General features: G+C 67.0%; 22 protein-coding genes. 12 read left to right on the top strand and 10 right to left on the bottom strand.

Annotated features, from left to right (window positions below):
- Positions 1–34 precede the first annotated feature (34 nt).
- From KWG56_RS16340 to KWG56_RS16320, 5 genes are all read left to right on the top strand, one after another.
- Positions 35–511, top strand: coding sequence for a cupin domain-containing protein (locus KWG56_RS16340; protein ID WP_219352945.1), 477 nt, complete (start codon positions 35–37; stop codon positions 509–511).
- Positions 508–1,800: an MFS transporter gene (locus tag KWG56_RS16335; protein ID WP_244999547.1), complete on the top strand. Its 1,293-nt coding sequence runs from the start codon at positions 508–510 to the stop codon at positions 1,798–1,800. Before KWG56_RS16340 ends, KWG56_RS16335 begins: the two co-directional genes overlap by 4 nt.
- Before the next feature lie 139 nt (positions 1,801–1,939).
- The gene (locus tag KWG56_RS16330; RefSeq protein ID WP_219352944.1) at positions 1,940–2,917 is read left to right on the top strand and encodes a complex I NDUFA9 subunit family protein; all 978 of its coding nucleotides are present in this window, start codon (positions 1,940–1,942) and stop codon (positions 2,915–2,917) included.
- Positions 2,918–3,005: 88 nt separating this feature from the next.
- Positions 3,006–4,886, top strand: a complete 1,881-nt coding sequence (gene recQ / locus KWG56_RS16325; protein ID WP_219352943.1) for a DNA helicase RecQ — start codon at positions 3,006–3,008, stop codon at positions 4,884–4,886.
- 81 nt (positions 4,887–4,967) lie between these two features.
- Positions 4,968–6,488, top strand: a complete 1,521-nt coding sequence (locus tag KWG56_RS16320) for a S41 family peptidase (protein ID WP_219352942.1) — start codon at positions 4,968–4,970, stop codon at positions 6,486–6,488.
- 1 nt (position 6,489) lies between these two features.
- Here the strand turns inward: KWG56_RS16320 and KWG56_RS16315 are convergent, their stop codons facing one another.
- The 7 genes from KWG56_RS16315 to KWG56_RS16285 all read right to left on the bottom strand — a co-directional run bounded on the left by KWG56_RS16315 (position 6,490) and on the right by KWG56_RS16285 (position 13,110).
- Positions 6,490–7,404: an alpha/beta fold hydrolase gene (locus KWG56_RS16315; protein WP_219352941.1), complete on the bottom strand. Its 915-nt coding sequence runs from the start codon at positions 7,402–7,404 to the stop codon at positions 6,490–6,492.
- A 41-nt stretch (positions 7,405–7,445) separates the two neighbouring features.
- Positions 7,446–8,234 (bottom strand): enoyl-CoA hydratase-related protein, encoded by a 789-nt coding sequence (locus tag KWG56_RS16310; protein ID WP_219352940.1) that lies wholly within the window; start codon positions 8,232–8,234, stop codon positions 7,446–7,448.
- A gap of 26 nt (positions 8,235–8,260) precedes the next feature.
- Positions 8,261–8,743 carry a hypothetical protein gene (locus KWG56_RS16305; RefSeq protein ID WP_219352939.1) on the bottom strand — a complete coding sequence of 161 codons (483 nt, stop codon included), beginning with the start codon at positions 8,741–8,743 and terminating at the stop codon, positions 8,261–8,263.
- A 16-nt stretch (positions 8,744–8,759) separates the two neighbouring features.
- Positions 8,760–11,675, bottom strand: a complete 2,916-nt coding sequence (gene polA, locus KWG56_RS16300) for a DNA polymerase I (RefSeq protein WP_219352938.1) — start codon at positions 11,673–11,675, stop codon at positions 8,760–8,762.
- A gap of 38 nt (positions 11,676–11,713) precedes the next feature.
- Entirely contained in the window at positions 11,714–12,325 is a 612-nt protein-coding gene (locus tag KWG56_RS16295) for a DUF6655 family protein (protein ID WP_219352937.1), read from the bottom strand.
- Positions 12,326–12,327: 2 nt separating this feature from the next.
- A complete protein-coding gene (locus KWG56_RS16290; protein ID WP_219352936.1) occupies positions 12,328–12,768 on the bottom strand; it encodes a VOC family protein in 441 nt (146 codons plus the stop codon).
- A 102-nt stretch (positions 12,769–12,870) separates the two neighbouring features.
- Positions 12,871–13,110 carry a zinc-finger domain-containing protein gene (locus KWG56_RS16285; protein WP_201099628.1) on the bottom strand — a complete coding sequence of 80 codons (240 nt, stop codon included), beginning with the start codon at positions 13,108–13,110 and terminating at the stop codon, positions 12,871–12,873.
- Positions 13,111–13,315: 205 nt separating this feature from the next.
- Between KWG56_RS16285 and KWG56_RS16280 the strand changes: the two genes are divergently transcribed.
- Complete coding sequence (locus KWG56_RS16280; RefSeq protein WP_219355328.1) at positions 13,316–14,290, top strand: ABC transporter ATP-binding protein; 975 nt, start codon at positions 13,316–13,318, stop codon at positions 14,288–14,290.
- Between the two features lie 158 nt (positions 14,291–14,448).
- Here KWG56_RS16280 and KWG56_RS16275 read toward each other — a convergent pair whose 3' ends face one another.
- The 3 genes from KWG56_RS16275 to KWG56_RS16265 are packed head-to-tail and all read right to left on the bottom strand — an operon-like array spanning position 14,449 to position 16,984.
- Positions 14,449–15,351: an alpha/beta fold hydrolase gene (locus KWG56_RS16275; RefSeq protein ID WP_219352935.1), complete on the bottom strand. Its 903-nt coding sequence runs from the start codon at positions 15,349–15,351 to the stop codon at positions 14,449–14,451.
- Positions 15,352–15,389: 38 nt separating this feature from the next.
- Entirely contained in the window at positions 15,390–15,899 is a 510-nt protein-coding gene (locus tag KWG56_RS16270) for a D-glycero-alpha-D-manno-heptose-1,7-bisphosphate 7-phosphatase (RefSeq protein WP_219352934.1), read from the bottom strand.
- The gene (locus KWG56_RS16265) at positions 15,896–16,984 is read right to left on the bottom strand and encodes an AGE family epimerase/isomerase (RefSeq protein WP_219352933.1); all 1,089 of its coding nucleotides are present in this window, start codon (positions 16,982–16,984) and stop codon (positions 15,896–15,898) included. The genes KWG56_RS16270 and KWG56_RS16265 overlap by 4 nt, the downstream gene beginning before the upstream one ends.
- 176 nt (positions 16,985–17,160) lie before the next feature.
- Here KWG56_RS16265 and KWG56_RS16260 point away from each other — a divergent pair, with 176 nt between their 5' ends.
- The 6 genes from KWG56_RS16260 (at position 17,161) to rbfA (ending at position 21,629) form a co-directional block, all read left to right on the top strand.
- Positions 17,161–18,318 (top strand): DegT/DnrJ/EryC1/StrS family aminotransferase, encoded by a 1,158-nt coding sequence (locus KWG56_RS16260; protein WP_219352932.1) that lies wholly within the window; start codon positions 17,161–17,163, stop codon positions 18,316–18,318.
- Positions 18,319–18,322: 4 nt separating this feature from the next.
- Positions 18,323–19,255 (top strand): Gfo/Idh/MocA family protein, encoded by a 933-nt coding sequence (locus tag KWG56_RS16255; RefSeq protein ID WP_219352931.1) that lies wholly within the window; start codon positions 18,323–18,325, stop codon positions 19,253–19,255.
- Positions 19,256–19,308: 53 nt separating this feature from the next.
- Positions 19,309–19,845, top strand: a complete 537-nt coding sequence (locus KWG56_RS16250; protein ID WP_219352930.1) for a hypothetical protein — start codon at positions 19,309–19,311, stop codon at positions 19,843–19,845.
- Positions 19,846–19,883: 38 nt separating this feature from the next.
- Complete coding sequence (locus tag KWG56_RS16245) at positions 19,884–20,438, top strand: hypothetical protein (protein WP_219352929.1); 555 nt, start codon at positions 19,884–19,886, stop codon at positions 20,436–20,438.
- A complete protein-coding gene (locus tag KWG56_RS16240; protein WP_219352928.1) occupies positions 20,435–21,112 on the top strand; it encodes a DUF2459 domain-containing protein in 678 nt (225 codons plus the stop codon). The genes KWG56_RS16245 and KWG56_RS16240 overlap by 4 nt, the downstream gene beginning before the upstream one ends.
- 64 nt (positions 21,113–21,176) lie before the next feature.
- Positions 21,177–21,629: a 30S ribosome-binding factor RbfA gene (gene rbfA / locus KWG56_RS16235; RefSeq protein WP_219352927.1), complete on the top strand. Its 453-nt coding sequence runs from the start codon at positions 21,177–21,179 to the stop codon at positions 21,627–21,629.
- Positions 21,630–21,698 lie beyond the last annotated feature (69 nt).

Here is a 21,698-nt window from a genome sequence, read left to right as displayed (position 1 = left end):
CTTTAGGGAAATCCCGCAAAGGCGAGAAGGCGTAATGCCCAACATCGACATCGATATTGCGCCGCGCGGCGACGGCACGACCTACCCGGACGAATTCGCGGGGCCCTGCCTGCCGCGTCAGCGCTGGAAACTGGGGGATGCGGCGGGTCTGAGCCAGTTCGGCGTCAACCTGCTGCGCCTGCCGCATGGCGCATGGTCGGGCCAGCGTCACTGGCACGCCGCCGAGGACGAGTTTGTCATGGTGATCGAGGGCGAGGTCGTGCTGGTCGAGGACGATGGCGAAACGCTTCTGCGCGCAGGCGACTGCGCCGGGTTCAAGGCCGGCGTGCCGAACGGGCACAAGCTCGAGAACCGATCCGGCCGCGACGCCGTTCTGCTGGAAGTCGGCACGCGCAGCCTGGCGGTTACCGCCTGCGACTATCCCGATATCGACATGATCCTGCCCGACGGCGCGGACCGCTATTTCCACCGCGACGGCCAACCCTATCCGAAGTATCCCAGACGAACGTGACCACAGAAACCATAGATACCGGCCCCGCCGCCCCGCCCGTTCCGCCTGCGCCGCCAGACGGCCCGTCCAGTCCCTGGGGCATTCGCGATTTCCGCCTGCTGTGGTTCGGGCGCGTGGTCGCCGTGCTGGCGATCCAGATCCAGTCGTCGGCCCTGTTGTGGCAAGTGTATGAGATCGCCCGCCGCGATCACCCGGTCGCAGAGGCCAGCCTCTATCTGGGTCTGGTCGGCCTGTGCCAGTTCCTGCCGCTCTTGGCCTTCACGCTGCCCGCCGGGGCCATGGCCGACCGACGCGACCGCAAGACGACCGTGTGGATCTCCATTCTGGTCGAGGCGGCCTGCGCCGGATCGTTCCTGCTGATGGCGCTGCATGGGGCCCCGCCGTTGTGGGGGCTGTTGGCCGTCGCTGCTGTCTTCGGTGCCGCGCGCGCGTTTCTAGCCCCCGCCAGCCAGGCCTTCCTGCCGATGGTGGTGGGACGCAAGGCCCTGCCGCCCGCCATCGCGGCCCAGTCCATCGCCTTCCAGACGGGTGCCATTGCTGGCCCGGCCCTGGGCGGGGTGATCGTGGGCGTGAACGTGCCGCTGGCCTATGCGGTGTCTCTGGGCATGTTCCTGCTGGCCGTCGCCGCCTTCATCCTGATCCGCACCAGCGGGAAGCCCGCGCCCCAGGCCAATCCCCTGTCGCCGGTCGAGGCCGTCAAGGAAGGCCTAGCCTATGTCTACAAGACCAAGATCGTGCTGGGGGCCATCTCGCTGGATCTGGTCGTGGTGCTGCTGGCGGGTGTGGCCCTGCTGACACCGATCTTCGCGCGCGACATCCTGCATGTCGGCCCGCAGGGGTTCGGCCTGTTGCGGGCTTCATTCGGCGTGGGGGCCATGGCGGTGGCCATCTATCTCAGCCGCTTCCCCATCGTTCGCCACGGGGGGCGGTGGATGTTCGCTGCGGTGGCGGTGTTCGGCCTTTGCACCCTGACGTTCGGCCTGTCCAAGATCGTCTGGCTCAGCGCCCTGGCCCTGCTGATCGGCGGCGGGGCAGACATGATCAGCGTAAACATCCGCCAGACCCTGATCCAGCTGGCCACGCCCGATCACATGCGCGGACGGGTGTCGTCGGTGTCCATGCTGTTCATCGGCGCCTCCAATGAACTGGGCGAGGCCTATTCCGGCCTGATGGTGCGGATGCTGGGCGCCGTGGGCGCAGCCGTGTTCGGCGGTGTCGGCGCCCTGGCCGCGACCGGCGCCTGGTCCGCCATGTTCCCGGGGCTGAGGAAGGCCGACAAACTGACGTGACGGACAAGCCGATCCGGTTTTGATCGACGATTTTGGCGACACGGGTAAAGACAGAGCTCATGTCACGCCATCATCCCGCGTTGCGGCGCGGCGGCCTATCGTCTATCCCGCCGACACTGATTTCGACTGGAGATTTCTCATGGCTGACCTCGCCCCCGGCGTCGTGACCCTCTTCGGAGGATCGGGCTTCATCGGGTCGCAGGCCGTGCGCGCCCTGGCCCGTCGCGGCTGGCGCATCCGCATCGCCGTGCGCAACCCCGTCCTGGCCATCGAGATCCAGCCGCTGGGCGATCCCGGCCAGATCCAGTTCCTGCGTTGCGACGTCACCAACCCCGCCGATGTGGCCGCTGCCGTGCGCGGTTCGGATGCTGTGGTCAATCTGGTCGGCGTCCTGCACGAAGGCGGCGGCAAGCGCGCCTTCAAGGCCGTCCATGTCGAGGCCGCCAAGACCATCGCCGAAGCCGCCAAGGCTGCGGGCGTCAGACGTCTGGTCCAGATCTCCGCCATAGGCGCCGACGCCAATAGCGCCTCCGCCTATGGCCGCTCCAAGGCTCAGGCCGAGGCCGAGGTCCGCACCGTCTATCCCGATGCGGTGATCCTTCGTCCGTCGCTGGTATTCGGCGCGAGCGACGGCTTCCTGAACCGGTTCGCCTCCATGGCGACTTTCTCGCCCGTCCTGCCGCTGATCGGCGGCGGCGAGACGAAGTTCCAGCCCGTCTATGTCGGCGATGTCGCCGAGGCCATCGCCCGCGGCGTCATCCGCGGCGACGCGGTTGGCAAGACCTTTGAGCTGGGCGGACCGTCGACCTACAGCTTCCGCGAAATTCTGGAGCTGGTGCGTCGCGAGACGGGCCGCAATCGCCTGCTGGCGCCCCTGCCCTTCTTCGTGGCCCAGCCGCTGGGTTCGCTGCTGTCGCTGGTCGGCGTTCTGGGCGTGACCCCGCCGCTGACGCGCGATCAGGTGCTGATGCTGGAGCACGACAATGTCGTGTCGCCGAACGCCGCCACCCTGGCGGACCTGGGCGTCACCCACACGACCGGCATGGAATCGACCGCGCCGACCTATCTGTGGAAATACCGCGTCGGCGGCCAGTTCGCCGCCTCGCCCGCCCACTGAGATTCTCGCCTGATCGGCGTCGCGACGCCCGGCTGTGCAAACGGTCGGGCGGATGTCGTTGCTGGAACAAACAGAGCACGCCTGAAGGATGACCGCCACGCAGACCCTGCCCACCTATGCCGAGAGCCAGACGCTGGAAGACGCGCGCGCCCTGCTGGCCCGCGTCTGGGGCCACGGCGACTTCCGGGGGCTGCAGGGTCAGGTGGTGACCGAAATCCTGGCCGGGCGCGATGTCCTGGCGGTCCTGCCGACCGGCGGCGGCAAGAGCGTCTGCTATCAGATCCCCGCCATTCTGCGTCCCGGCCTGGGTCTGGTGGTGTCGCCGCTGATCGCCCTGATGACCGATCAGGTCGAGGCGCTGAAACAACAGGGCGTCGCGGCCGCCCGTCTGGATTCCGGCGTGTCCCTGGACGAGCGTTCGGCCATCTGGCGCGCGGCCCGCTCGGGCGAACTGGACCTGCTCTATGTCTCGCCCGAAGGTCTGGCGGCGGGCGCCATGCTGGACCGGCTGTCGGAACTGCCCCTCAGCCTGATCGCCATCGACGAAGCCCACTGCGTCTCGCAATGGGGTCACGATTTCCGTCCTGACTATCGCAATCTGGGCCTGCTGGCCGAGCGGTTCCCCGACGTGCCGCGCATCGCCGTCACCGCCACCGCCGACGCCCGCACCCGCGACGACATCCTGCGCTCGCTGCGGCTGGAGGAGGCCCGGGTCTTCGTCGACAGTTTCGCCCGCCCGAACCTGCAACTGTCGGCCGAGCGCAAGGAGAATGCGTCGCGCGCCAAGACCGACGCCCGCGTCATCGAACTGGTCCGCGAACGGCGCGGCAAGTCGGGCGTGGTCTATTGCGGCAGCCGCGACGGCTGCGACCGCGTGGCCCAGGCCCTGCGCGACGCCGGAACCAACGCCATCGCCTATCACGCAGGCATGGACACCCGCGAACGCGACCGACGGCTGGAGCGGTTCCTGGCCGAGGACGGCGCGGTCATGGTCGCCACCATCGCCTTCGGCATGGGCGTGGACAAGGCCGACGTCCGCTTCGTCATTCACGCCGATCCGCCCGGCAGCCTTGAGGCCTACTGGCAGGAGATCGGACGCGCGGGCCGTGACGGAGAACCGGCCGAGGGCATCACCCTGTATGGCCCGTCCGACATCGCCTGGTCGCTGCGACGCCTCGACAGCCGCCCCATGGCCGAAGAGATCAAACAGGTTCAGGTCCGAAAGACCCGCCAGCTGTTCGCCATGCTGGACGGGGGCGTCTGCCGCCCGCAGGCCGTGCGCCGCTATTTCGGCGAACAGGACGCGGCGCCCTGCGGCGTCTGCGACATCTGCGGCGACCCGCCCCAGCTTTATGACGCCACGGTCCCGGCCCAGAAGGCGCTGGCGGCGGTTCAGCGTCTGGGCGGGCGCTTCGGCCGCAACCGCGTCGTCGATCACCTGACGGGCCGCACCAAGGACGTCCAGCCGTGGGAGCAACAACTGTCCACCTGGGGCATCGGGCGTGAAATCTCGCTGACCTCATGGCGCGAGATTGTCGATCATCTGCTGTTCGAAGGTCTGCTGGTCGAAGATCCCAATGACGGCAAGCCGCTGGTGGGTCTGGGCGACGCCGAGGCCGTGCGCGCCGTCTATAAGTCCGAACGCCAGGTCGAGGTCCGTCGCGCGCCCCTTCGCGCCGAGGCCGCCCCGCGTCGCCGCGACCGCACGGGCGAAGGCCGCAACGCCGCGCTGGAGACGATGGACGCCGACGTCCGCGCCCGGTTCGAGGCCCTGCGCGCCTGGCGCCGCGACCGCGCCTCGGAGCAGCACGTCCCGCCCTATGTCATCTTCCAGGACAAGACCCTGTTGGAGATCGCCCACGCCGAGCCCGGCGACATGGCCAGCCTGGGCGCCCTGCCCGGCGTCGGCCAGTCGAAACTGGACCGTTACGGCAAGGGCGTGCTGGAGACGCTGGCCGCCCTCGGATGACGGGCATCCATGACCAAAGCTTAACTGGCGAGGCTCAGCTGCGCTGCTAGGTTTGATTTGAGACGAGTGAGGGGACTAAACGTGAAACAATTTCTGGCGGCGGGCGCAGCCTGCTTGGCGATGACAAGCGCGGTTCAGGCTCAGAACCAAAGCCAGCCCGAGGCCGCCACAGCTGAAACACTCAAGCCGATGGACCAGCCCCGCGACTGGTCGGCGACCCTGGTCCAGGACGCAACGGGCCTTCACGACATCATGGTGGACAGCCATCCAGGGACGCATGACCCGCTGAACCCCGCCTTCCGCCCTCGACTCGACCAGGGGCTGGAGCTCGCCCTCGAACGCGCCAAGACGACGACTGACGCAGGCGGCTGGTGGTGGGCGCTGCGCGCCTATGTCGCCAGTTTTGAAGACGGTCACGTCGGCATCAATGTGACGCAGCCGGGCTACGGCTTCGCCACCCGCTGGCCCGGCTTTCTAACGATCTATCGCGGCGCCGATCAGGTGGTCGCCGACCGGGACGAGGCCGATTCCGCGACCCCGCCGCTGGGCGCCCGTCTGATCGACTGCGACGGCCTGGCTGCAGAAGCCCTGGCTGAACAACGCATCGGTCAGTTCCGCGGCCGCTGGTTCCTGGAAGCGCAGCACGTCCTTTTCGGCGACTGGATGTTCCTCAACGCTCAAAACCCGTGGATCAGCGAAATGCGCCAGTGCCGGTTCGAGACCGACGGGGCGACCAAGACTTACAGCCTGAACTGGCGCGCCACGCCAGATGATCTGGGCGCGCGCCGCACCCGATTGATCCAGAGCAGAGCACTCGACTTCGGCATCACCACCCTGGACGACGGCGGTTTGTGGATTTCGACGCCCTCCTTCAACGGCGATCCTTCAGGCGAAACCTACGCCAAACTGACCGCCCTGATCGAAGAAATGAAGGTCCGGCAGGCGTCCTTGCGCGCAGCCCGTTATGTGGTGCTTGACGTGCGCGGCAACGGAGGCGGCTCCTCGCACTGGAGCGAACTGATGGCGCAGATCCTGTGGGGCGACGACTGGATGGCCGCCCACTCGGAACCGGCGATTGAGGCTGTCGAGTGGCGCGCCTCGGACGGCAATCTGGCCCAGATATCAGACTTTCTCGACCAGCTGCGCGCCGCAAACGGCCAGCCGCAGATGATCGCCTGGGCCGAAAGAGTGGTGACCGGCATGAAGGCGGCGCAAGCGGAAGGCCAAGTCTATTGGCGCGATGCAGACGATGACACCGGCGCCCCGGTCACGCCCCCCGCACCCGCGCTGCAATTGATGGCAGGTCCGGCCTATGTCCTGACCGATTCAAGCTGCGGCTCGGCCTGTCTGGACGCTGTCGACCTATGGAAGGCCGCTGGCGCTGTTCAGGTTGGCCGCGAGACCACCGCCGACACCGTCTATATGGACATCCGCAATCCGGTTCTGCCCAGCGGTCTGGCGCAGATCGCCCTGCCGATGAAAGTCTATCGCGGCCGGGCGCGCGGCAACAATGAACCGCAGCGGCCCGATCGCCTGTTTGAAGGCGACATGACCGATGACGCCGCTTTGCGCGCCTGGATTGCGGGCTTGGCCGCCCGCTAGATCAGCTCAAAAACCGCTCGACCGCTTCCTGGAACCGGGCGGGTTGGTCGATCATCACCTGATGATCGGCGCCTTCGATCCGTTCGAAACGGGCGGGTCGGGGCAGGTTGCTGAAGCCGTAGCGGTACAGACCTTCCAGGCGGTTGCGGGGGCTGTTGGTGTCTGGCGTCCAGCCATAGACCACCGTCATCGGCGCCGTGACCTGACGCAGGCGAAGGCGCAGATCGACGGTCAGGGCTTCGTACAGGCCCTGGGCCAGCACGCGCCGGTCCCCGCCCTGAAGACCCAGGCCGCCAAATACCATGTCCCCGGCCAGCCCAAGGTCGCCGCCCAGATTGGCCACCTGAGACTTCAACGCCTGATCGCCAAACAGCATCAGGGCCTGGTAGGCCAGCCGCGCCATCGGCTCGATCTGGTCTGATGTGACGCGGGAATCGACCAAGGCCGGGAAGAAGGGCGCAGAATCCACCACCATGACGCGTCCGATCCGATTGCCCATGTCGGCCGCGACCCGGATCGCGATCTGGCCGCCAAGCGAGTGACCGATGACGGCTGGCCGTTCGATATTCTGCGTACGGATGAAGCGTTCGATTTCAGAGGCCGCAGGCCCGGCCAGGCCGCCGCTGTCATTGCCGCCGATGTTGGTCTGACCGAATCCGCGCAGGGTGATCAGATGGACCCGGTACCGCCCCTGAAGCTGGGCCGCCGTCGAACGCCAGGCGTCCGCGGTCGAGCCCAGACCCGGAATGAAAATGATGTCCGGCCCGGTTCCCCGCGTCTCGACGATGATCCGGTTCGACTGGAAAACCGGCGGCGCTGACGGCGTGAACGGAATACCCGGCACGGTCTGGGCGCAGGCGGCGCCGGGCAGGACGAGGATCAGGGACGCAAACAGCGTAGCGAAGAGACGGATCATGATCCGTCCCTAACGCCGGAAGACGGCGATCGGTTGACCGATCAGCGACCTTTGAATTCAGGTTTCCGCTTTTCGACGAAGGCGGCCATGCCTTCCTTCTGGTCCTCAAAGGCGAACAGGGAGTGGAACAGGCGGCGCTCGAACTGGACCCCTTGCGTCAGGGTCGTCTCCAGCGCGGCATTGACCATCTCCTTGTTGGCCATGACGGCCAGCGGACTTTGGGCGGCGATCTTGGCGGCGATCTTGCGGACCTCGTCCAGCAGGGTGTCATGCGGGAAGACGCGCGAGGCCAGACCGGCGCGCTCTGCTTCGGCGGCATCCATCATCCGGGCGGTCAGCACCATGTCCATGGCCTTGGACTTGCCGACCAGACGGGTCAGGCGCTGAGAGCCGCCGATGCCGGGCGCCACGCCCAGATTGATCTCGGGCTGACCGAACTTGGCCTTGTCGCTGGCGATGATGAAGTCACACAGCATGGCCAGTTCGCACCCCCCGCCCAGAGCGAAACCGTTGACGGCGGCGATGATCGGTTTCCTGAAACGCGTGATCCGGTCATGGCCCAGGGCGAAGAAGTTCCCCGCATACATCTGGGCGTAGGTCTGGTCCGCCATCTCCTTGATGTCGGCGCCGGCGGCGAAGGCCTTGTCGCCCGATCCGGTCAGGATCAGACAACGCACGCTGTCGTCATGTTCGACGCTGTCCAGGAAGTCCGCCAGATCCTTAAACAGGGCCGAGTTCAGAGCATTCAGAGCCTCGGGCCGGTTCAGGGTCACCACCGCATAGCCGTCTTGGTGGCGTTCGATCAGCAGGTTGGAATAGGCGTCGGCCATGGGGATGTTTCCTCTTTGACGGTGATCTAACGTCTCGCCCGCAGCAGGGCGAGGGTCATGTAGAAACGGATCAACTCTGACACGACGATACAGCCCATCAGCCCGTTGGCGATCAGAACCAGCAGATTAGCGGGCGTCACGGCCGTCAGCAGGCGCGACAGGACCGGCTGACCGATCCAGCCAAGCACGAACAAGACCGCGGCCGTCAGGGTGATCAGGCCGATCAGGGCCATCAACGAAATATGGCTGGCCTGAAGGGTGGCCTTGCGTTCCGCCGCGCCTTCACGCGTGTCGGGATGGGGCAACAGCCGCGCGATCAGGGTCAGCACGCCTTCGGTCACGACGATCAGCACCAGCCCCAGCAGGAACAGTCCGCCCATCTTGCCCGCAAACCCCGACCGGGCCAGATCGCCCAGCCGGATGTGTTCGACCAGCCGCCAGCCATACAGGCCCCAGACCCCAAGCGTAGTGACGATGGCGATCCACAGATGGCGCTGGCGCAGGGTCATTCGGCGGCTCCGGGCGTCAGTGGGCCTGATCCCAGTTGGCGGCGGCGCGGGCCTCGACCACCAGCGGCACGGTCAGGACGACCGCCGGATCAGAGGCGTTCTCCATGATCCGTTTGATGATCACGATGGCGCGCTCGGCCTCGGCTTCCGGCGCCTCGAACACCAGTTCGTCGTGGACCTGCAGCAGCATGCGGGTCTTCAGACCAGCGTCGGCCAGGGCGCCCGGCATGCGGATCATGGCGCGGCGGATGATGTCGGCGGCAGCCCCCTGAATGGGGGCGTTGATGGCGGCACGTTCGCCGAACTGACGCTCTGCGCCCGCCTTGGAGTGGATGGCCGGAATATGGATGCGACGGCCGAAGACGGTGGAGACGAACCCCGCCTCGCGGACCTCGGCCTTGGTCTTGTCCATATATCCGCGAATGCCGGGGAAGCGTTCGAAATAGGTCTTGATATAGGCCCCGGCCTCGCCCTGATCGATGCCCAGCTGGGCTGCAAGACCGAAGGCGGAAATGCCGTACACGATGCCGAAGTTGATGGCCTTGGCGCGGCGGCGCGTCTCGGACGGCATGCCCTCGATCGGCACGCCGAACATCTCGGAGGCGGTGGCGGCGTGAATATCCAGCCCGGCCTTGAAGGCGCGTTTCAGCTCAGGGATGTCGCCGATATGGGCCAAGAGACGCAGCTCGATCTGGCTGTAGTCGGCGCTGATCAGCACATGGCCGGGCGCGGCGATGAAGGCCTGACGGATTTCGCGCCCCGTCTCGGTGCGGATCGGGATGTTCTGAAGGTTCGGGTCTGACGAGGCCAGCCGCCCGGTCGAGGCGGCGGCCAGTTGATAGCTGGTGTGAACCCGGTCCGTCGCTGGATCGGCGGCGGCGATCAGGGCGTCGGTGTAGGTGCCCTTCAGCTTGGACAGCTGGCGCCAGTCCAGAATGGCGCGCGGCAGGTCGTGCGTCAGCGCCAGCTCCTCAAGCACGCTGGCGTCGGTGCCCCACTGGCCGGACGCGGTCTTCTTGCCGCCCGGCAGGTTCAGTTCGCCGAACAGGATTTCGCCGATCTGGCGGGGCGAGCCGATGTTGAAGGGCCGTCCGGCGATCTCATGGGCCTGAGCCTCCAGCTCGGCCATGCGCAGGCCGAACTCGCTGGACAGGCGTTTCAAACGGTCGGGATCGATGCGGACGCCGTTCAGCTCCATGTCCGCCAGCACGGTCGGCATCCCGCGCTCCAGCGTCTCATAGACCGTCGACAGGCCTTCGCGGGCCAGGCGCGGCTTCAGGATGCGCCACAGGCGCAGGGTCACGTCCGCGTCCTCGGCGGCATAGCCGGTCGCCGGTTTCAGCCCGACGTGCTTGAAGGATTTCTGGCTCTTGCCCGCGCCCGCCACCGATTTGAACGGGATCGGTTCGTGGCCCAGGTGCAGCCGCGCCAGTTCGTCCATGCCGTGGCCGTGCAGCCCGCCCTCCAGCACATAGGAGATCAACATGGTGTCGTCATAGGGCGCCACGCGGATGCCCCGACGCGCCATCACGGCGATGTCGTATTTGGCGTTCTGCAGAACCTTCAGGACCGAAGGATCTTCCAGCAGCGTCTTCAGCTTGGCCAGGGTCGTCGGCTTGTCCAGTTGATGGATCGGCTCGCGCGCCTCGCCCGGTTCGCCGAACAGACCGCCTTCATTGGCCTGCGGCTCGTGTTCGTGGGTCAGGGGGATGTAGCAGGCCTCGTTCGGACCCACCGCCAGAGACACGCCGCACAGGCCCGCATGGGTCGCCGACAGGGTGTCCGTCTCGGTGTCGAACCCGACCACCCCTACCTCGACCGCCCGCGCAATCCAGCGGTCCAACGCCTCCTCGGTCTGGACGCATTCATAGGCGTCGTGGTCGAAGCTCTGGACTTCGGTCGGCGCGGCGGCCTCCTGGCCGTAGCGGGGGGTGGCGACCGGCGCGCTAAGGTTCGGCGCACGCTTGGGGGCGAAGGCCGAGACCTCGCTGGGGCCCGCCTTGCCGTCGCCGACCCGGCGCTGCAGCGAGCGGAACTCCATCGTCTCCAGGAAGGCCGACAGGGTCGCGGGATCGGGATCGCGCACGGCGAAATCGTCGATCGCCTCAGGCGCAGGCGCGTCGCAGGTCAGGCGGACCAGTTCGCGCGACAGGCGGATCTGGTCGGCGAAATTGATCAGGGTCTCGCGGCGTTTCGGCTGTTTGATCTCGCCCGCCCGCGCCAGCAGGGTGTCCAGATCGCCGTATTCGTCCAGCAGTTGGGCTGCCGTCTTGGGACCAATGCCCGGCGCGCCGGGCACATTGTCGACGCTGTCGCCGATCAGGGCCTGAAGATCGACCATCTTCTCCGGGCCGACGCCGAACTTTTCGAACACCTCGGGCTCGGCCAGACGCCGGTCCTTCATGGGGTCCCACATGACCACGCCGCCGCCGATCAGCTGCATCAGGTCCTTGTCGGACGACACGATCACCGCCTCGCCGCCCGCATCGCGCGCCTTGCAGGCATAGGTGGCGATCAGGTCGTCGGCCTCATAACCGGGCAGTTCGACACAGTGGACGCCGAACGCCGCCGTCGCCTCACGCACCAGCGGGAACTGCGGGATCAGGTCTTCGGGCGGCGGCGGGCGATGAGCCTTGTATTGATCATACAGGGTGTTGCGGAACGTCTTTTCCGAATGGTCGAAGATGGCGACCAGATGGGTCGGGCCGTCGGCCCCCTTCATGTCCTTCAGCAGCTTCCACAACATGTTGCAGTAGCCCTGGACCGCGCCCACCGGCAGGCCGTCGGACTTGCGCGTCAGCGGCGGCAGGGCGTGATAGGCGCGGAAGATATAGGCCGAGGCGTCGATCATCCACAGGCGCAGCGGGGGCCCGTCCTGGGTCATGGCCCGTGCTTGGGGGATGTCAGTCTCGGGAGCGGCGGCGTCAGTCATGGCCGGAACATAGGCGGCTGGAGCCTCCGCGTCAGCCGTTAGAATTCCTTCCAGCTGGATCCCGGATCACGTTGCCCCGGCACGGCCTGCTGCTGCCCCCACGACACCACCATGAAGGCCTTGTGGCTGCGGATGCGATAGGCGCCGATCATGGGCAGGACCGCGCCCAGCGGCGCCCCCGTCTTGGCCTCATAGAGGAAGCCCGAAAACTCGGCGACGCCCACCCGGTCGCGATAGCTGTAGGCCGAAAGTTCAGGCAGGGAGACCACGTTCAGGCTCTCGTTGATCGGGATGCGCATGTCGGGCAGGCCGAAGACGCGGCGCATCTGCTCCAGCGACAGGGCGCCCGCGCGGATTTCGAACACCGCATCCGCCTCATCCTTGGTGCGGGCCATGCGGAACCCGGCGTCGGACAGGGCCGCGCGAATGGCGCTGACGGCGTAGCGGCTGCCTTCGCCCTGGAAATAGGCGTCATCGACAAAGACGGCGGAGGCTGCGGGCAAAGGAAGCGACAGCCCCTCGACGGCATGGTCGGAGGCGCGGGCCAGCAGCAGCTGCTCGGTGGCCGTGCGGCCGATGTTGCTCTCGGTCGTTGAGGCGCAGGCGGCCAGGGTCAGGGCCGCCGCAGTCAGCGTCAGCGCCGTCCGCATTCTCACCAGACGCCTGTGTTCGGCATGGAGACCCAGGGTTCGGCGGGGGCCAGCGGCTCGCCTTCCTGCAGCAGTTCGATGGAGATGCCGTCCGGCGAACGTACGAAGGCCATATGGCCGTCGCGCGGCGGGCGGTTGATGGTCACCCCGCCGTCGGCCAGACGCTGGCAGGCGGCGTAGATGTCATCGACCTTATAGGCCAGGTGGCCGAAGTTGCGGCCGCCCGGATAGTCTTCCGCATCCCAGTTGAAGGTCAGCTCCAGCTCAGGGCAGCGTTCCGCCGCCGACTGCTCCAGATTCTTGGGCGCGGCCAGGAAGATCAGGCTGAAACGCCCCGCCTCATGCTCGGTGCGGCGCACCTCCTGCAGGCCCAGCAGGTCGCAATAGAAATGCAGCGAGGCGTCGAGGTCCTTTACGCGGACCATGGTGTGCAGATAACGCAAGGGTTCAGTCTCCGTGCCGGGGAGGGCGCAAGTCAGCGCCCTCTATAGAGAGGACCGGGCGTGATCGCGATTCAACTGAGGTGACGAAGCCCGATAAGGGGCTCAGTGGGCCTCGGGCGCGCGGGCGGCCGGGCTCAGATATTCGCTCTCGTCGTGCGGATGGGCCGACAGGACGAAGCGGCGGTCGCAATAGCCGCACTCGATGAAGTCGTCCTCGCCCATGTCCATATAGACCAGTGGATGGCCCAGGGCGCCGCCGCCGCCGTCGCACGCGACGCGCTTGGTCGAAACCACGACTTCTTCGGGCGGGGGGATGATGGCGTCGGGATGGCGGGGAGGCATGGTCCGGTCCGGGTCTGGAAGGCTCGCGCTGTTCCTAGGCGGAGCGGACGGTCAGGTCAAACCTGGGCTGGCGTCGTTTGGCGCATACCTGTTCATTTGGATGTCGCCAGCGGTCGAGCCGAGCACGCCTGATCAGCGGGCTTGGCGAACCGTCGCCGGCCTCCTACCTATGCGCTCGCCTTTCTGCGCCGAGTTTGCCCTGACCATGCCCGAGACCTACGCCCTGCCCGACAACGCCATCGAGGTGCGGGGCCTCAAGAAGACCTATGCCGGTTCCAAGAAGGCGGCGCCCAAGACGGCGCTGCGCGGCGTCGATCTGGTGATCCCGCGTGGATCGGTGTTCGGCCTTCTGGGTCCGAACGGGGCAGGCAAGTCGACCCTGATCAACATTCTGGCCGGGGTGGTGAAGAAATCAGAAGGCACAGTCGCCATCTGGGGCCGCGACATCGACAAGGAGCCGCGCGACGCCGCCGCAGCCCTGGGTGTAGTGCCGCAGGAAATCGTCGCCGACGTCTTCTTCACCCCGCGCGAGTCGCTTGAGGTTCAGGCGGGATTCTACGGCGTGCCCAAGAATGAACGCCGCTCTGACGAACTGCTGGCGGCGCTGGGTCTGTCGGACAAGGCCAACGCCTATGTCCGCGCCCTGTCCGGCGGCATGAAGCGCCGCCTGATGGTGGCCAAGGCCCTGGTGCATAATCCGCCCATCCTGATCCTGGACGAGCCGACGGCGGGCGTGGACGTCGAACTGCGCCGCCAGCTGTGGGCCTATGTCCGTCGCATCAACGAGGAAGGGGTCACCATCGTTCTGACCACCCACTACCTCGAAGAGGCGCAGGAGCTGTGCGACACCATCGCCATCGTCAACCGGGGCGAGGTGGTGGCCTGCGAGCCGACGCCGCAACTGCTGCGCCGCCTGGACAGCCGCAATGTGGTCGTGACGCCTGAAACCCCGCAGGAGGTTCCGCCCGTCCTGAACGGCTTTGTCGTCACGGCCCGTCCCAGCGGCGCCTTCGCCGTGACCTACAAAAAAGGCCAATCGTCGGTCGAACAGGTCATCAACGCTGTGCGCGCAGCAGGCGTGACCATCGCCGACATCACCACCGAAGACCCGGATCTGGAAGACGTCTTCCTGGCCCTGACCTATGGCGACAAGTCCCGCGTCGATCCGACGAAGGACTGAGCGGCCAAACGCGATCCTCGCTCCTTATCCACCGTCACCCTCGGGCTTGACCCGAGGGCCGGGCGCGGATCAAGCTGTGCGTCTCCGTTGAGGCACAGCGGCGGACGGCTCGATCCTCGGGGCAAGCCCGAGGATGACGGGCAAGGCGCAAGTCCCTGTCACTGCACCTCGGACAGAAACTCGAAGATCGCCGCCCGCGCCTCCGGCTCGTCCAGCATCGGCGCATGGCCGACGCCGGGAACCTCCACATAGGCCATCGACGGCGCGGCCTTCTTCATCTTGTCGGCGATCTCGGCGCTGAGCAGGTCAGAGTTCCCGCCTCGCACCAGCAGGGTCGGTTTCTTCCGGGCCAGACGGCGGAAGTCGGGCCACAGGTTCGGAACCAGCGCCTTGGCGCCCGCCGCCCGGATCGGCACGGCGATGTCAGGATCATAGTCCAGGCCGATCTCGCCATCCGGCTGCTGACGGAAGATGCGGCGCGCGAAACCGTCCCAGTCGGTGTCAGAATAGTGCGGGAAGGCCACGCCGTTGATGCGCCTGGCGTAGGCGGCGGCGTCCGCCCAGGTTTCAATCTCGACCGGCTGGCCGCTATAGCTGGCGATCCGCGCCAGACCCTCTGTCGCCACTTCCGGGCCGATGTCGTTCAGGATGGCCGCGACAACAGCCTTCGGCCGGATCGCTGTCAGGGCCATGGTGATCAGTCCGCCCATGGATGTGCCGAGGAACACCGCCCGATCAATCGCCGCCTGATCCATCAGGGTCAGAACATCCCGGGCATAGACTTCGGGCGTATAGGTCATGGGGTCCGGCGCCCGGTCCGACAGGCCGCGCCCGCGCACATCGACCGCCAGCACACGTCGGCCGCTCTGGGCCAGCAGGGGGGCTATGGCTTCGAAATCAGCGCTGTTGCGGGTCAGGCCGTGGATGGCGATGACCGGGGGCCGCGCCACGCCGGGACCTGGCGCATAGTCACGCGCAAACAGGTTCAGGCCGTCCGGCGACGTCCAGCGACGTTCAACAAAAGCCACGGGGAACTCCTTCAGCAATAGGCGCCCGCCCATATATTCACGGTGTCAGGAATTGCGAAAGGCGGCGAGGTTCAGCCTGCGGTCAGGCTCTGTACGAAGGCGTCGAGATTGTCGCCCTTGAACAGATGGCCCGCGACGCCGGCCCGCCGCGCCGCCTCTACGTCCGTCGGCTGGTCTCCGATCATCAGGGACTTGGACGGGTCGATCCCATGTTCTTCAATCGCGCGCAGCAGCATGCCCGGATTGGGCTTGCGGTCGGGATGATCCGGGTGACGATAGCGTTCGATCACGGCATCGGCGTGATAGGGCGCAGCATAGACGGCGTCGATCACGCCGCCGTCCTGGGCCAGTTGCGCGATCAACAGGGCGTTGAAATCGTGCATCTGGTCTTCGGTGAACAGACCACGCGCCACGCCCGACTGGTTGGTGACGATGACAGTCAGATAGCCCAGCGATTTCAACCGACGCACCGCCTCGGCCGCACCGGGGATCAGGACCAGATGCTCGGGTTTGTGCGGATAGCCGCAGTCTTCGATCAGCACCCCGTCGCGGTCGAGGAAGGCTGCAGGCGCGCCGCTCATGGCTTGTGTCTCAGCAGTTCGGAAAAGGCGGTCATCAGATGATAGAGGCTGGAGGCGGGCGCAGCCGCCTCATGCGACTGTCCCTCTGCGTCATAGCTGTCGACCCACAGGCCCGGCAAATCAGTGGCCAGATGGGTCGCAAACAATCCGTCGACCAGATCGCCGACATTGGCGTCGCCAAACGCCAGGGCCGTGCGGACCGCCTCGGTCTGGGCCCAAAGGCGACGCCCGCCGTCCAGAGGCGCGCCTGACGGATCGATCTCGCGGATCATGCCCAGCGCGTTCTGGCCCTGCGCGACAGCGCGGCGATGAAGGCCTTCGGCGGCAGATCCGGCATCCAGTCCCGCAGCCTGCGCCTGACGCAGCAGCCAGGCCCATTCCTCGAGGTGGCCCGGTTCTATGACGTGACCTGTCTGCGGGTCAGCCGCCCAATCCTCAGTAAAATATTCGCGGATCGCGCCGTCGATGATGAATTGGTCGCGGCACAGATCCAGCGAGACGCGCGCCGCCGCCTCGAACGCGGGATCGGGTGCAATCGCCTGCCAGGCCAGCATGGCCTCGAGCATATGCATGTGCGGGTTCTGGCGTCGCGGCAGGCGCGGCGGCAGGGCGTCGTGCCAGCCGCCATGAGGGGCGCTCATCAGGGACTGGATCGCCTCCAGCGTCTCCAGCGCCAGAGGCCGGGCGCGCGGATCGCCCAGCACCCGATGCCCCGCCGCCAGGGCGAACAGGACAAAGGCCAGGTCATAGAGGTCCGGCGCATCGTCAATCACGGCGCCGTCGTCATCCGTCGCGCTGATCCACAGGCCGTCGTCACGCCGACACAGGCCGATCATTCGGTCCAGCCCCGTCTGGGCCACGGCGCGCCCGGCCTGCCAGCCCAGGGCGGCGGCTTCGCAAAAGACATAGACCTGGCGCGCCTGAACGCGCGTGCGGCGGCGACGGCCCGTCACGGGGCGGCCTTCGAAATCCAACTGCTCGAAAAACCGCCCGTCGGCGCTGACGCCGCGATCCGCCCACAGCGGCAATGCGTGCTCAAACAGCCAGTTGGAGACCCTGAATTTGGCGACGGAAAGGCTGGTCATGCCGCTGGCTTAGGGCGCAACCTGTCGGGCGCCAAGGGGTGCGGACGTTGCAAAGGGCAACGCGAAGTGAGGTTCAGCCGTTTGGCGACAGCGGCCGATCTTGCTAGGAGGGCGGCCACATTCGCGGCCCGAGCCTTCGGACCGCCGCCCCCGACCCTCGTGGAGAGCGACCCTCAATGATCCCCTTCATCGACCTTCAGGCCCAACGCCTTCGCCTCGGCGGCAAGATCGAAGCCGCCGTTCAGGACGCCGTCGTCGGCGGCGCCTGGGTCATGGGGCCGCAGGTCCGTCAGTTCGAGGCTGATCTGGCCGCCTTCGGGCAGGCCAAGCACGCCCTGGGCTGCGCCAACGGCACCGACGCCCTGGCCCTGCCGCTGATGGCCTGGGGCGTGGGACGTGGCGACGCCGTCTTCGTGCCCAGCTTCACCTTCGCCGCCACCGCCGAGGTCGTGCCGTGGTTCGACGCTGAACCGGTCTTCATCGACGTGGACGCCGACACCTACAATATGGACCCCGGTCATCTGGAAGCCGCCATCGAGGCGACGCTGAAAGAAGGCCGCCTGACCCCGCGCGTGGTCATCGCCGTGGACCTGTTCGGCCAGCCTGCCGACTATGCGGCCATCAAGGCTGTCTGCGACAAGCACGGGCTGAAGCTGATCTCGGATTCAGCGCAAGGGTTCGGCTGCACCATCAATGGCGAGCACCCGCTGAAATGGGCCGACGTCACCACCACCAGCTTCTTCCCGGCCAAGCCGCTGGGCTGCTACGGCGATGGCGGGGCGGTGCTGACCAATGACGACGAACTGGCCCAGTTGATGGATTCCATCCGCGTCCACGGCAAGGCCGTCGCCGTGGACCTGAAGGACCGCACCTTCGACCACGACCCCAAATATCTGAACATGCGGATCGGCCTGAACAGCCGTCTGGACACCATCCAGGCCGCTGTCCTGATCGAGAAACTGAAGGTCTTCGGCCAGGAGATCGAATGGCGCAATGCCGCCGCCGCCCGCTACAACGAAGGCCTGCGCCCCCATGTCGCCAAGGCGCCGGACGTGCCTGCAGGCAATATTTCGAACTGGGCGCAATATACGATCGAACACCCGAACCGTGACGCTCTGGCCGCGCACCTGAAGGAACAGGGCGTGCCAACGGCGGTCTATTATCCGATCCCGCTGCACCTGCAGCCGGCCTATGAGCACTATCCGCGCGGGCCGCAGGGCCTGCCCGTGACCGAGCGGCTGAAAGACGTGGTCATCAGCCTGCCGATGCACGCCGATCTGGACGCGGCGACGCAGGATAAGATCATCGCCGCCGTCGCCAGCTTCAAGGGTTAAGCCAATGCCGAACACCGCTCCCCTCAAGATCGGCGTCGCTGGCGCAGGCGTCATGGGCCGCAACCATGCGCGGGTCGCCGCCGAGATGCGTGAGTTCGACCTGACGACCATCTTCGACCCGGACGCCATGACGGCCGAGGGGGTCGCCGCCGCCTATGGGGCATCGCCGGTCACGACGGCCCAGGCCTTTGTCGATGCCGGTCTGGACGCCGCCGTGGTCGCCACGCCCAACCGCTTCCATGCCGAAGTCGGGGTGGCCCTGCTGGAAAAGGGCGTCCACGTCCTGGTCGAAAAGCCCATCGCCGCCACCGTCGCCGACGCCCAGCGCATGATCGACGCCGCCAAGGCCAATAACCGCGTCCTGATGGTCGGCCAGGTCGAGCGGTTCAATCCGGCGGTCGAGACGGTCAAGCGCGCCGTCGCGGACGACGAGATCATCTCCATCCAGATCACCCGCGTCGGCCCCTTCCCGCCGCGCATGGGCGAGGTCGGGGTGGTCATCGATCTGGCCGTGCATGACATCGACATCATCCGTCACCTGACCGGCGCCGAGATCACCGAGGTCCAGCCGCAGCTGGCCCGCACCCGCGCCGACCGCGAGGACACGGCCCTGCTCCAGTTCCGCCTGGACAATGGGGTGATCGCCCACATCACCACCAACTGGGTCACGCCCTACAAGACCCGCACCCTGCAGGTCGCCACCAAGACCAAATTCATCGTCGCCGACCTGATCACCCGTCAGGTCACCGAGTATTTCGGCCAGCAGCCGGACGGGTCGTACTCGACGCGGATGTTGAACTCCTGGCCTGCGGAACCGCTGAAGAAGGAACTGGAGGCCTTCGCCCACGCCATCACCACCGGCGAGACGGCGGCGGTGACCGGCGAGGACGGCCTGCGCAATCTGGAAGTCGCCCTGCGCTGTCTTGGCGAACTCTAGAAGCCGCTCATAAAGCCGCGTTCTCGCCGCAAAGCCTGCCGACACAGGAAGCCATGCGCCCGTTCATCGCCCCCGTCGCCTCATCCATCGTCGCCTCATCCATCGTCGCCTTTGGCCTCGCCCTGTCGGCGGCTGCGCCTGCGCACGCCGACACACGGTTTCTGGCCTATAACGCCAATGACCGGATCACCCAGGCCATGACCAAGGGGATCACGCTGGAGGTGCGGCGCGGCCTGTTCGGCGCAGTCAGTGTCGAGCGGCTGTTCTCGACCACGGCGCGCGGATCGGCGGAGTTCACGCGGGGCGGTCCCGACGGGGCGCGGCGCGTCCTGCCTGCGGGCGCCAACGAGAACGACATCTACGCCATCAACCAGACCGTCGGCGACGGGCGCGGCCTGTCGCGCGCCCTGTGCCCCGGCGCCGACGCCGCCTGGCTGATCCTGAGCCGGATCCGCCCCGCCCGCCCGCTGACCATGCAGGCCGTGGGCCAATGGGCGGATGGAACCTTCCGACATTGTACGACGCTGAGCTATGAATGGCGGGGCGAATGGGCGACAGCGCCCGGCTCAACCGCGCCAGTTCCCGACTGATTCTCGGGACGTTCATAACTCTGTTCCAGGATGGGAGCATGACGACGACTGCTCCCTCGACCAACGGCCCGCCGCCCAGGTGGGCTGCGTTCGGCATCGGCCTGGGCGCGTTCGCCGCCGTGCTGATCGGCGCCTTCGGCGTCGAACCGGCGCTGCACTCTCTGATGACCGCCGGTCCGACCGGCGCCCCCCACGGCAAGGGTGGTCAGGTGGTGGTCGGCGAAACCCTGCTGTCCGGTCATTATGATGCGGCCGAGGGCGGGCGCAGTCTGGAGGCCGACGGCGGCGCCCTGGTCATGGACAACGGCAAACGCATCGCCTCCGCCCCGCACCGGCTGGTCGCCGCCGATGAACTGGCCACCACCCAATCCACCTTCGCCGGCGTGATGGCTGTCCCGGCCCAGGCCCAGATCGAGGTGCGGCGCGTCGTGTCGGATGAAGGGTCGCACCTGTGCGATGGTCAGCCCGTGGGCTGGCTGGCGTTCGCGATCCGCCAGGACGGTTTCGTCATGCTGCCGGTGCTGCAGGGACCGCCGCCCGGCGCCCTGCTGGCCGAAGAACGTCTGTGCGACCTGCAGGACTTCAAACATTGAGGATCGGCCTGGTTCTGGCCGTTCTAATCGGCCTGATCACAGCCCTCCTGACCTGGACGACGCCGGGGCGCCTTCACCCCGCGGATCAGACGAACGCCGTGACGGTCATGGTGCTCGACAACGGCTTTCACACCGATCTGGCCGTGCCGCGTCAGGCTTTGATGCGTCACGGCGGGCCGCTGGCCCAGGCCGTTGCAAGCCTGGCGCCCGGCGATTGGGTCCTGATCGGCTGGGGCGACGCCAGATTCTATGTGGATCAGAGCCCGATTTCGGCCCGCCTGCCTGACGGCGCCCGCGCCTTCTTCCGACCCGGCAATCCGTCCGTCGTCATGCTGAACCCGCAAGGCGGCGATCCCCGCAGCCGCTACGCCGCGCATGAGCGGGCGGCCCTGACCTTGGCCCCCGCCGACTTCGACCGGATGGCCGCGAGGATCGAGGCTTCCCTCGACCTGTCCAGCGGCGCTCCACGGGTCGCCGCCGCTCGCCCCGGCGATGACGCGCGCTTCTTCGCCAGCCGCGAAACCTTCTCGATCCTGCACCTGTGCAACCACTGGACGGCGGGCGTGCTGAACGCTGGAGGAGTGTCGGTGCGGCCCGTGCGGTCCATCGCCTCCAGCGAAGTCATGCGCGCCGTCAGAGCGGCGAAACTGGACACAGCGGCTCCACGCGCCTAGACCGCCCGCCTTTCGCTTATCCGGTCGGGTCCGAGCCCCGGCGGGCGATGAAAAGGAGCGGCCGATGGCCCACAAGCAACATACCCGTAACGCCTCCGGCCCCGCCGGACCCAGCCAGCGCCAGCTGCGCGCAGGCGAACTCATCCGTCACGCCCTGGTCGACATCCTGCGTGAAGAAGAGATTCACGACGAGGCTCTGGCCGGGGTCTCCGTCACCGTGACCGAGGTGCGGCTGTCGCCGGACCTGAAGCACGCCACCTGTTTCGTCGAGCCCCTGGGCGCGGGCGTCGAGACGGCGCCGACCAATGGCCACGAGAGCGAAATCATCAAGGCGCTGAACGTCCACGCCAAATTCCTGCGCGGCCAGCTGGGCCGCCGACTGGACATGAAGTTCACGCCCGACCTGCGCTTCCGTCACGACGACAGCTTCGACGCGGCCAGCCACATGGACCGCCTGTTCGCCGACCCGCGCATTCAGGCCGATCTGGCGGCGGGCGACGACGAAGGCGACCAATGACGGCCTGGCCTCAAACAGTGCAATGCGCGGCAGGCCAAGCCTACCGGCCTCAAGCAGCGCGACGCGCGA

It is taken from the genome of Brevundimonas nasdae, from assembly GCF_019395145.1.
Taxonomy (GTDB): domain Bacteria; phylum Pseudomonadota; class Alphaproteobacteria; order Caulobacterales; family Caulobacteraceae; genus Brevundimonas; species Brevundimonas nasdae.
Note: the sequence above shows the minus strand (reverse complement) of the source record. Positions and strands in the feature narration are given on the sequence as shown.

Coding starts and splice junctions, on each gene's coding strand:
- KWG56_RS16310 (WP_219352940.1), bottom strand. CDS start 8,234: ATGGCCGACGCCTATTCCAACCTGCTGATCGAACGCCACCAAGACGGC.
- KWG56_RS16270 (WP_219352934.1), bottom strand. CDS start 15,899: ATGAGCGGCGCGCCTGCAGCCTTCCTCGACCGCGACGGGGTGCTGATC.
- KWG56_RS16330 (WP_219352944.1), top strand. CDS start 1,940: ATGGCTGACCTCGCCCCCGGCGTCGTGACCCTCTTCGGAGGATCGGGC.
- KWG56_RS16315 (WP_219352941.1), bottom strand. CDS start 7,404: ATGATCCGTCTCTTCGCTACGCTGTTTGCGTCCCTGATCCTCGTCCTG.
- KWG56_RS16285 (WP_201099628.1), bottom strand. CDS start 13,110: ATGCCTCCCCGCCATCCCGACGCCATCATCCCCCCGCCCGAAGAAGTC.
- KWG56_RS16295 (WP_219352937.1), bottom strand. CDS start 12,325: ATGCGGACGGCGCTGACGCTGACTGCGGCGGCCCTGACCCTGGCCGCC.
- KWG56_RS16265 (WP_219352933.1), bottom strand. CDS start 16,984: ATGACCAGCCTTTCCGTCGCCAAATTCAGGGTCTCCAACTGGCTGTTT.
- KWG56_RS16305 (WP_219352939.1), bottom strand. CDS start 8,743: ATGACCCTGCGCCAGCGCCATCTGTGGATCGCCATCGTCACTACGCTT.
- polA (WP_219352938.1), bottom strand. CDS start 11,675: ATGACTGACGCCGCCGCTCCCGAGACTGACATCCCCCAAGCACGGGCC.
- KWG56_RS16275 (WP_219352935.1), bottom strand. CDS start 15,351: ATGGGCGGGCGCCTATTGCTGAAGGAGTTCCCCGTGGCTTTTGTTGAA.
- KWG56_RS16250 (WP_219352930.1), top strand. CDS start 19,309: ATGCGCCCGTTCATCGCCCCCGTCGCCTCATCCATCGTCGCCTCATCC.
- KWG56_RS16255 (WP_219352931.1), top strand. CDS start 18,323: ATGCCGAACACCGCTCCCCTCAAGATCGGCGTCGCTGGCGCAGGCGTC.
- KWG56_RS16340 (WP_219352945.1), top strand. CDS start 35: ATGCCCAACATCGACATCGATATTGCGCCGCGCGGCGACGGCACGACC.
- recQ (WP_219352943.1), top strand. CDS start 3,006: ATGACCGCCACGCAGACCCTGCCCACCTATGCCGAGAGCCAGACGCTG.
- KWG56_RS16280 (WP_219355328.1), top strand. CDS start 13,316: ATGCCCGAGACCTACGCCCTGCCCGACAACGCCATCGAGGTGCGGGGC.
- KWG56_RS16245 (WP_219352929.1), top strand. CDS start 19,884: ATGACGACGACTGCTCCCTCGACCAACGGCCCGCCGCCCAGGTGGGCT.
- KWG56_RS16260 (WP_219352932.1), top strand. CDS start 17,161: ATGATCCCCTTCATCGACCTTCAGGCCCAACGCCTTCGCCTCGGCGGC.
- rbfA (WP_219352927.1), top strand. CDS start 21,177: ATGGCCCACAAGCAACATACCCGTAACGCCTCCGGCCCCGCCGGACCC.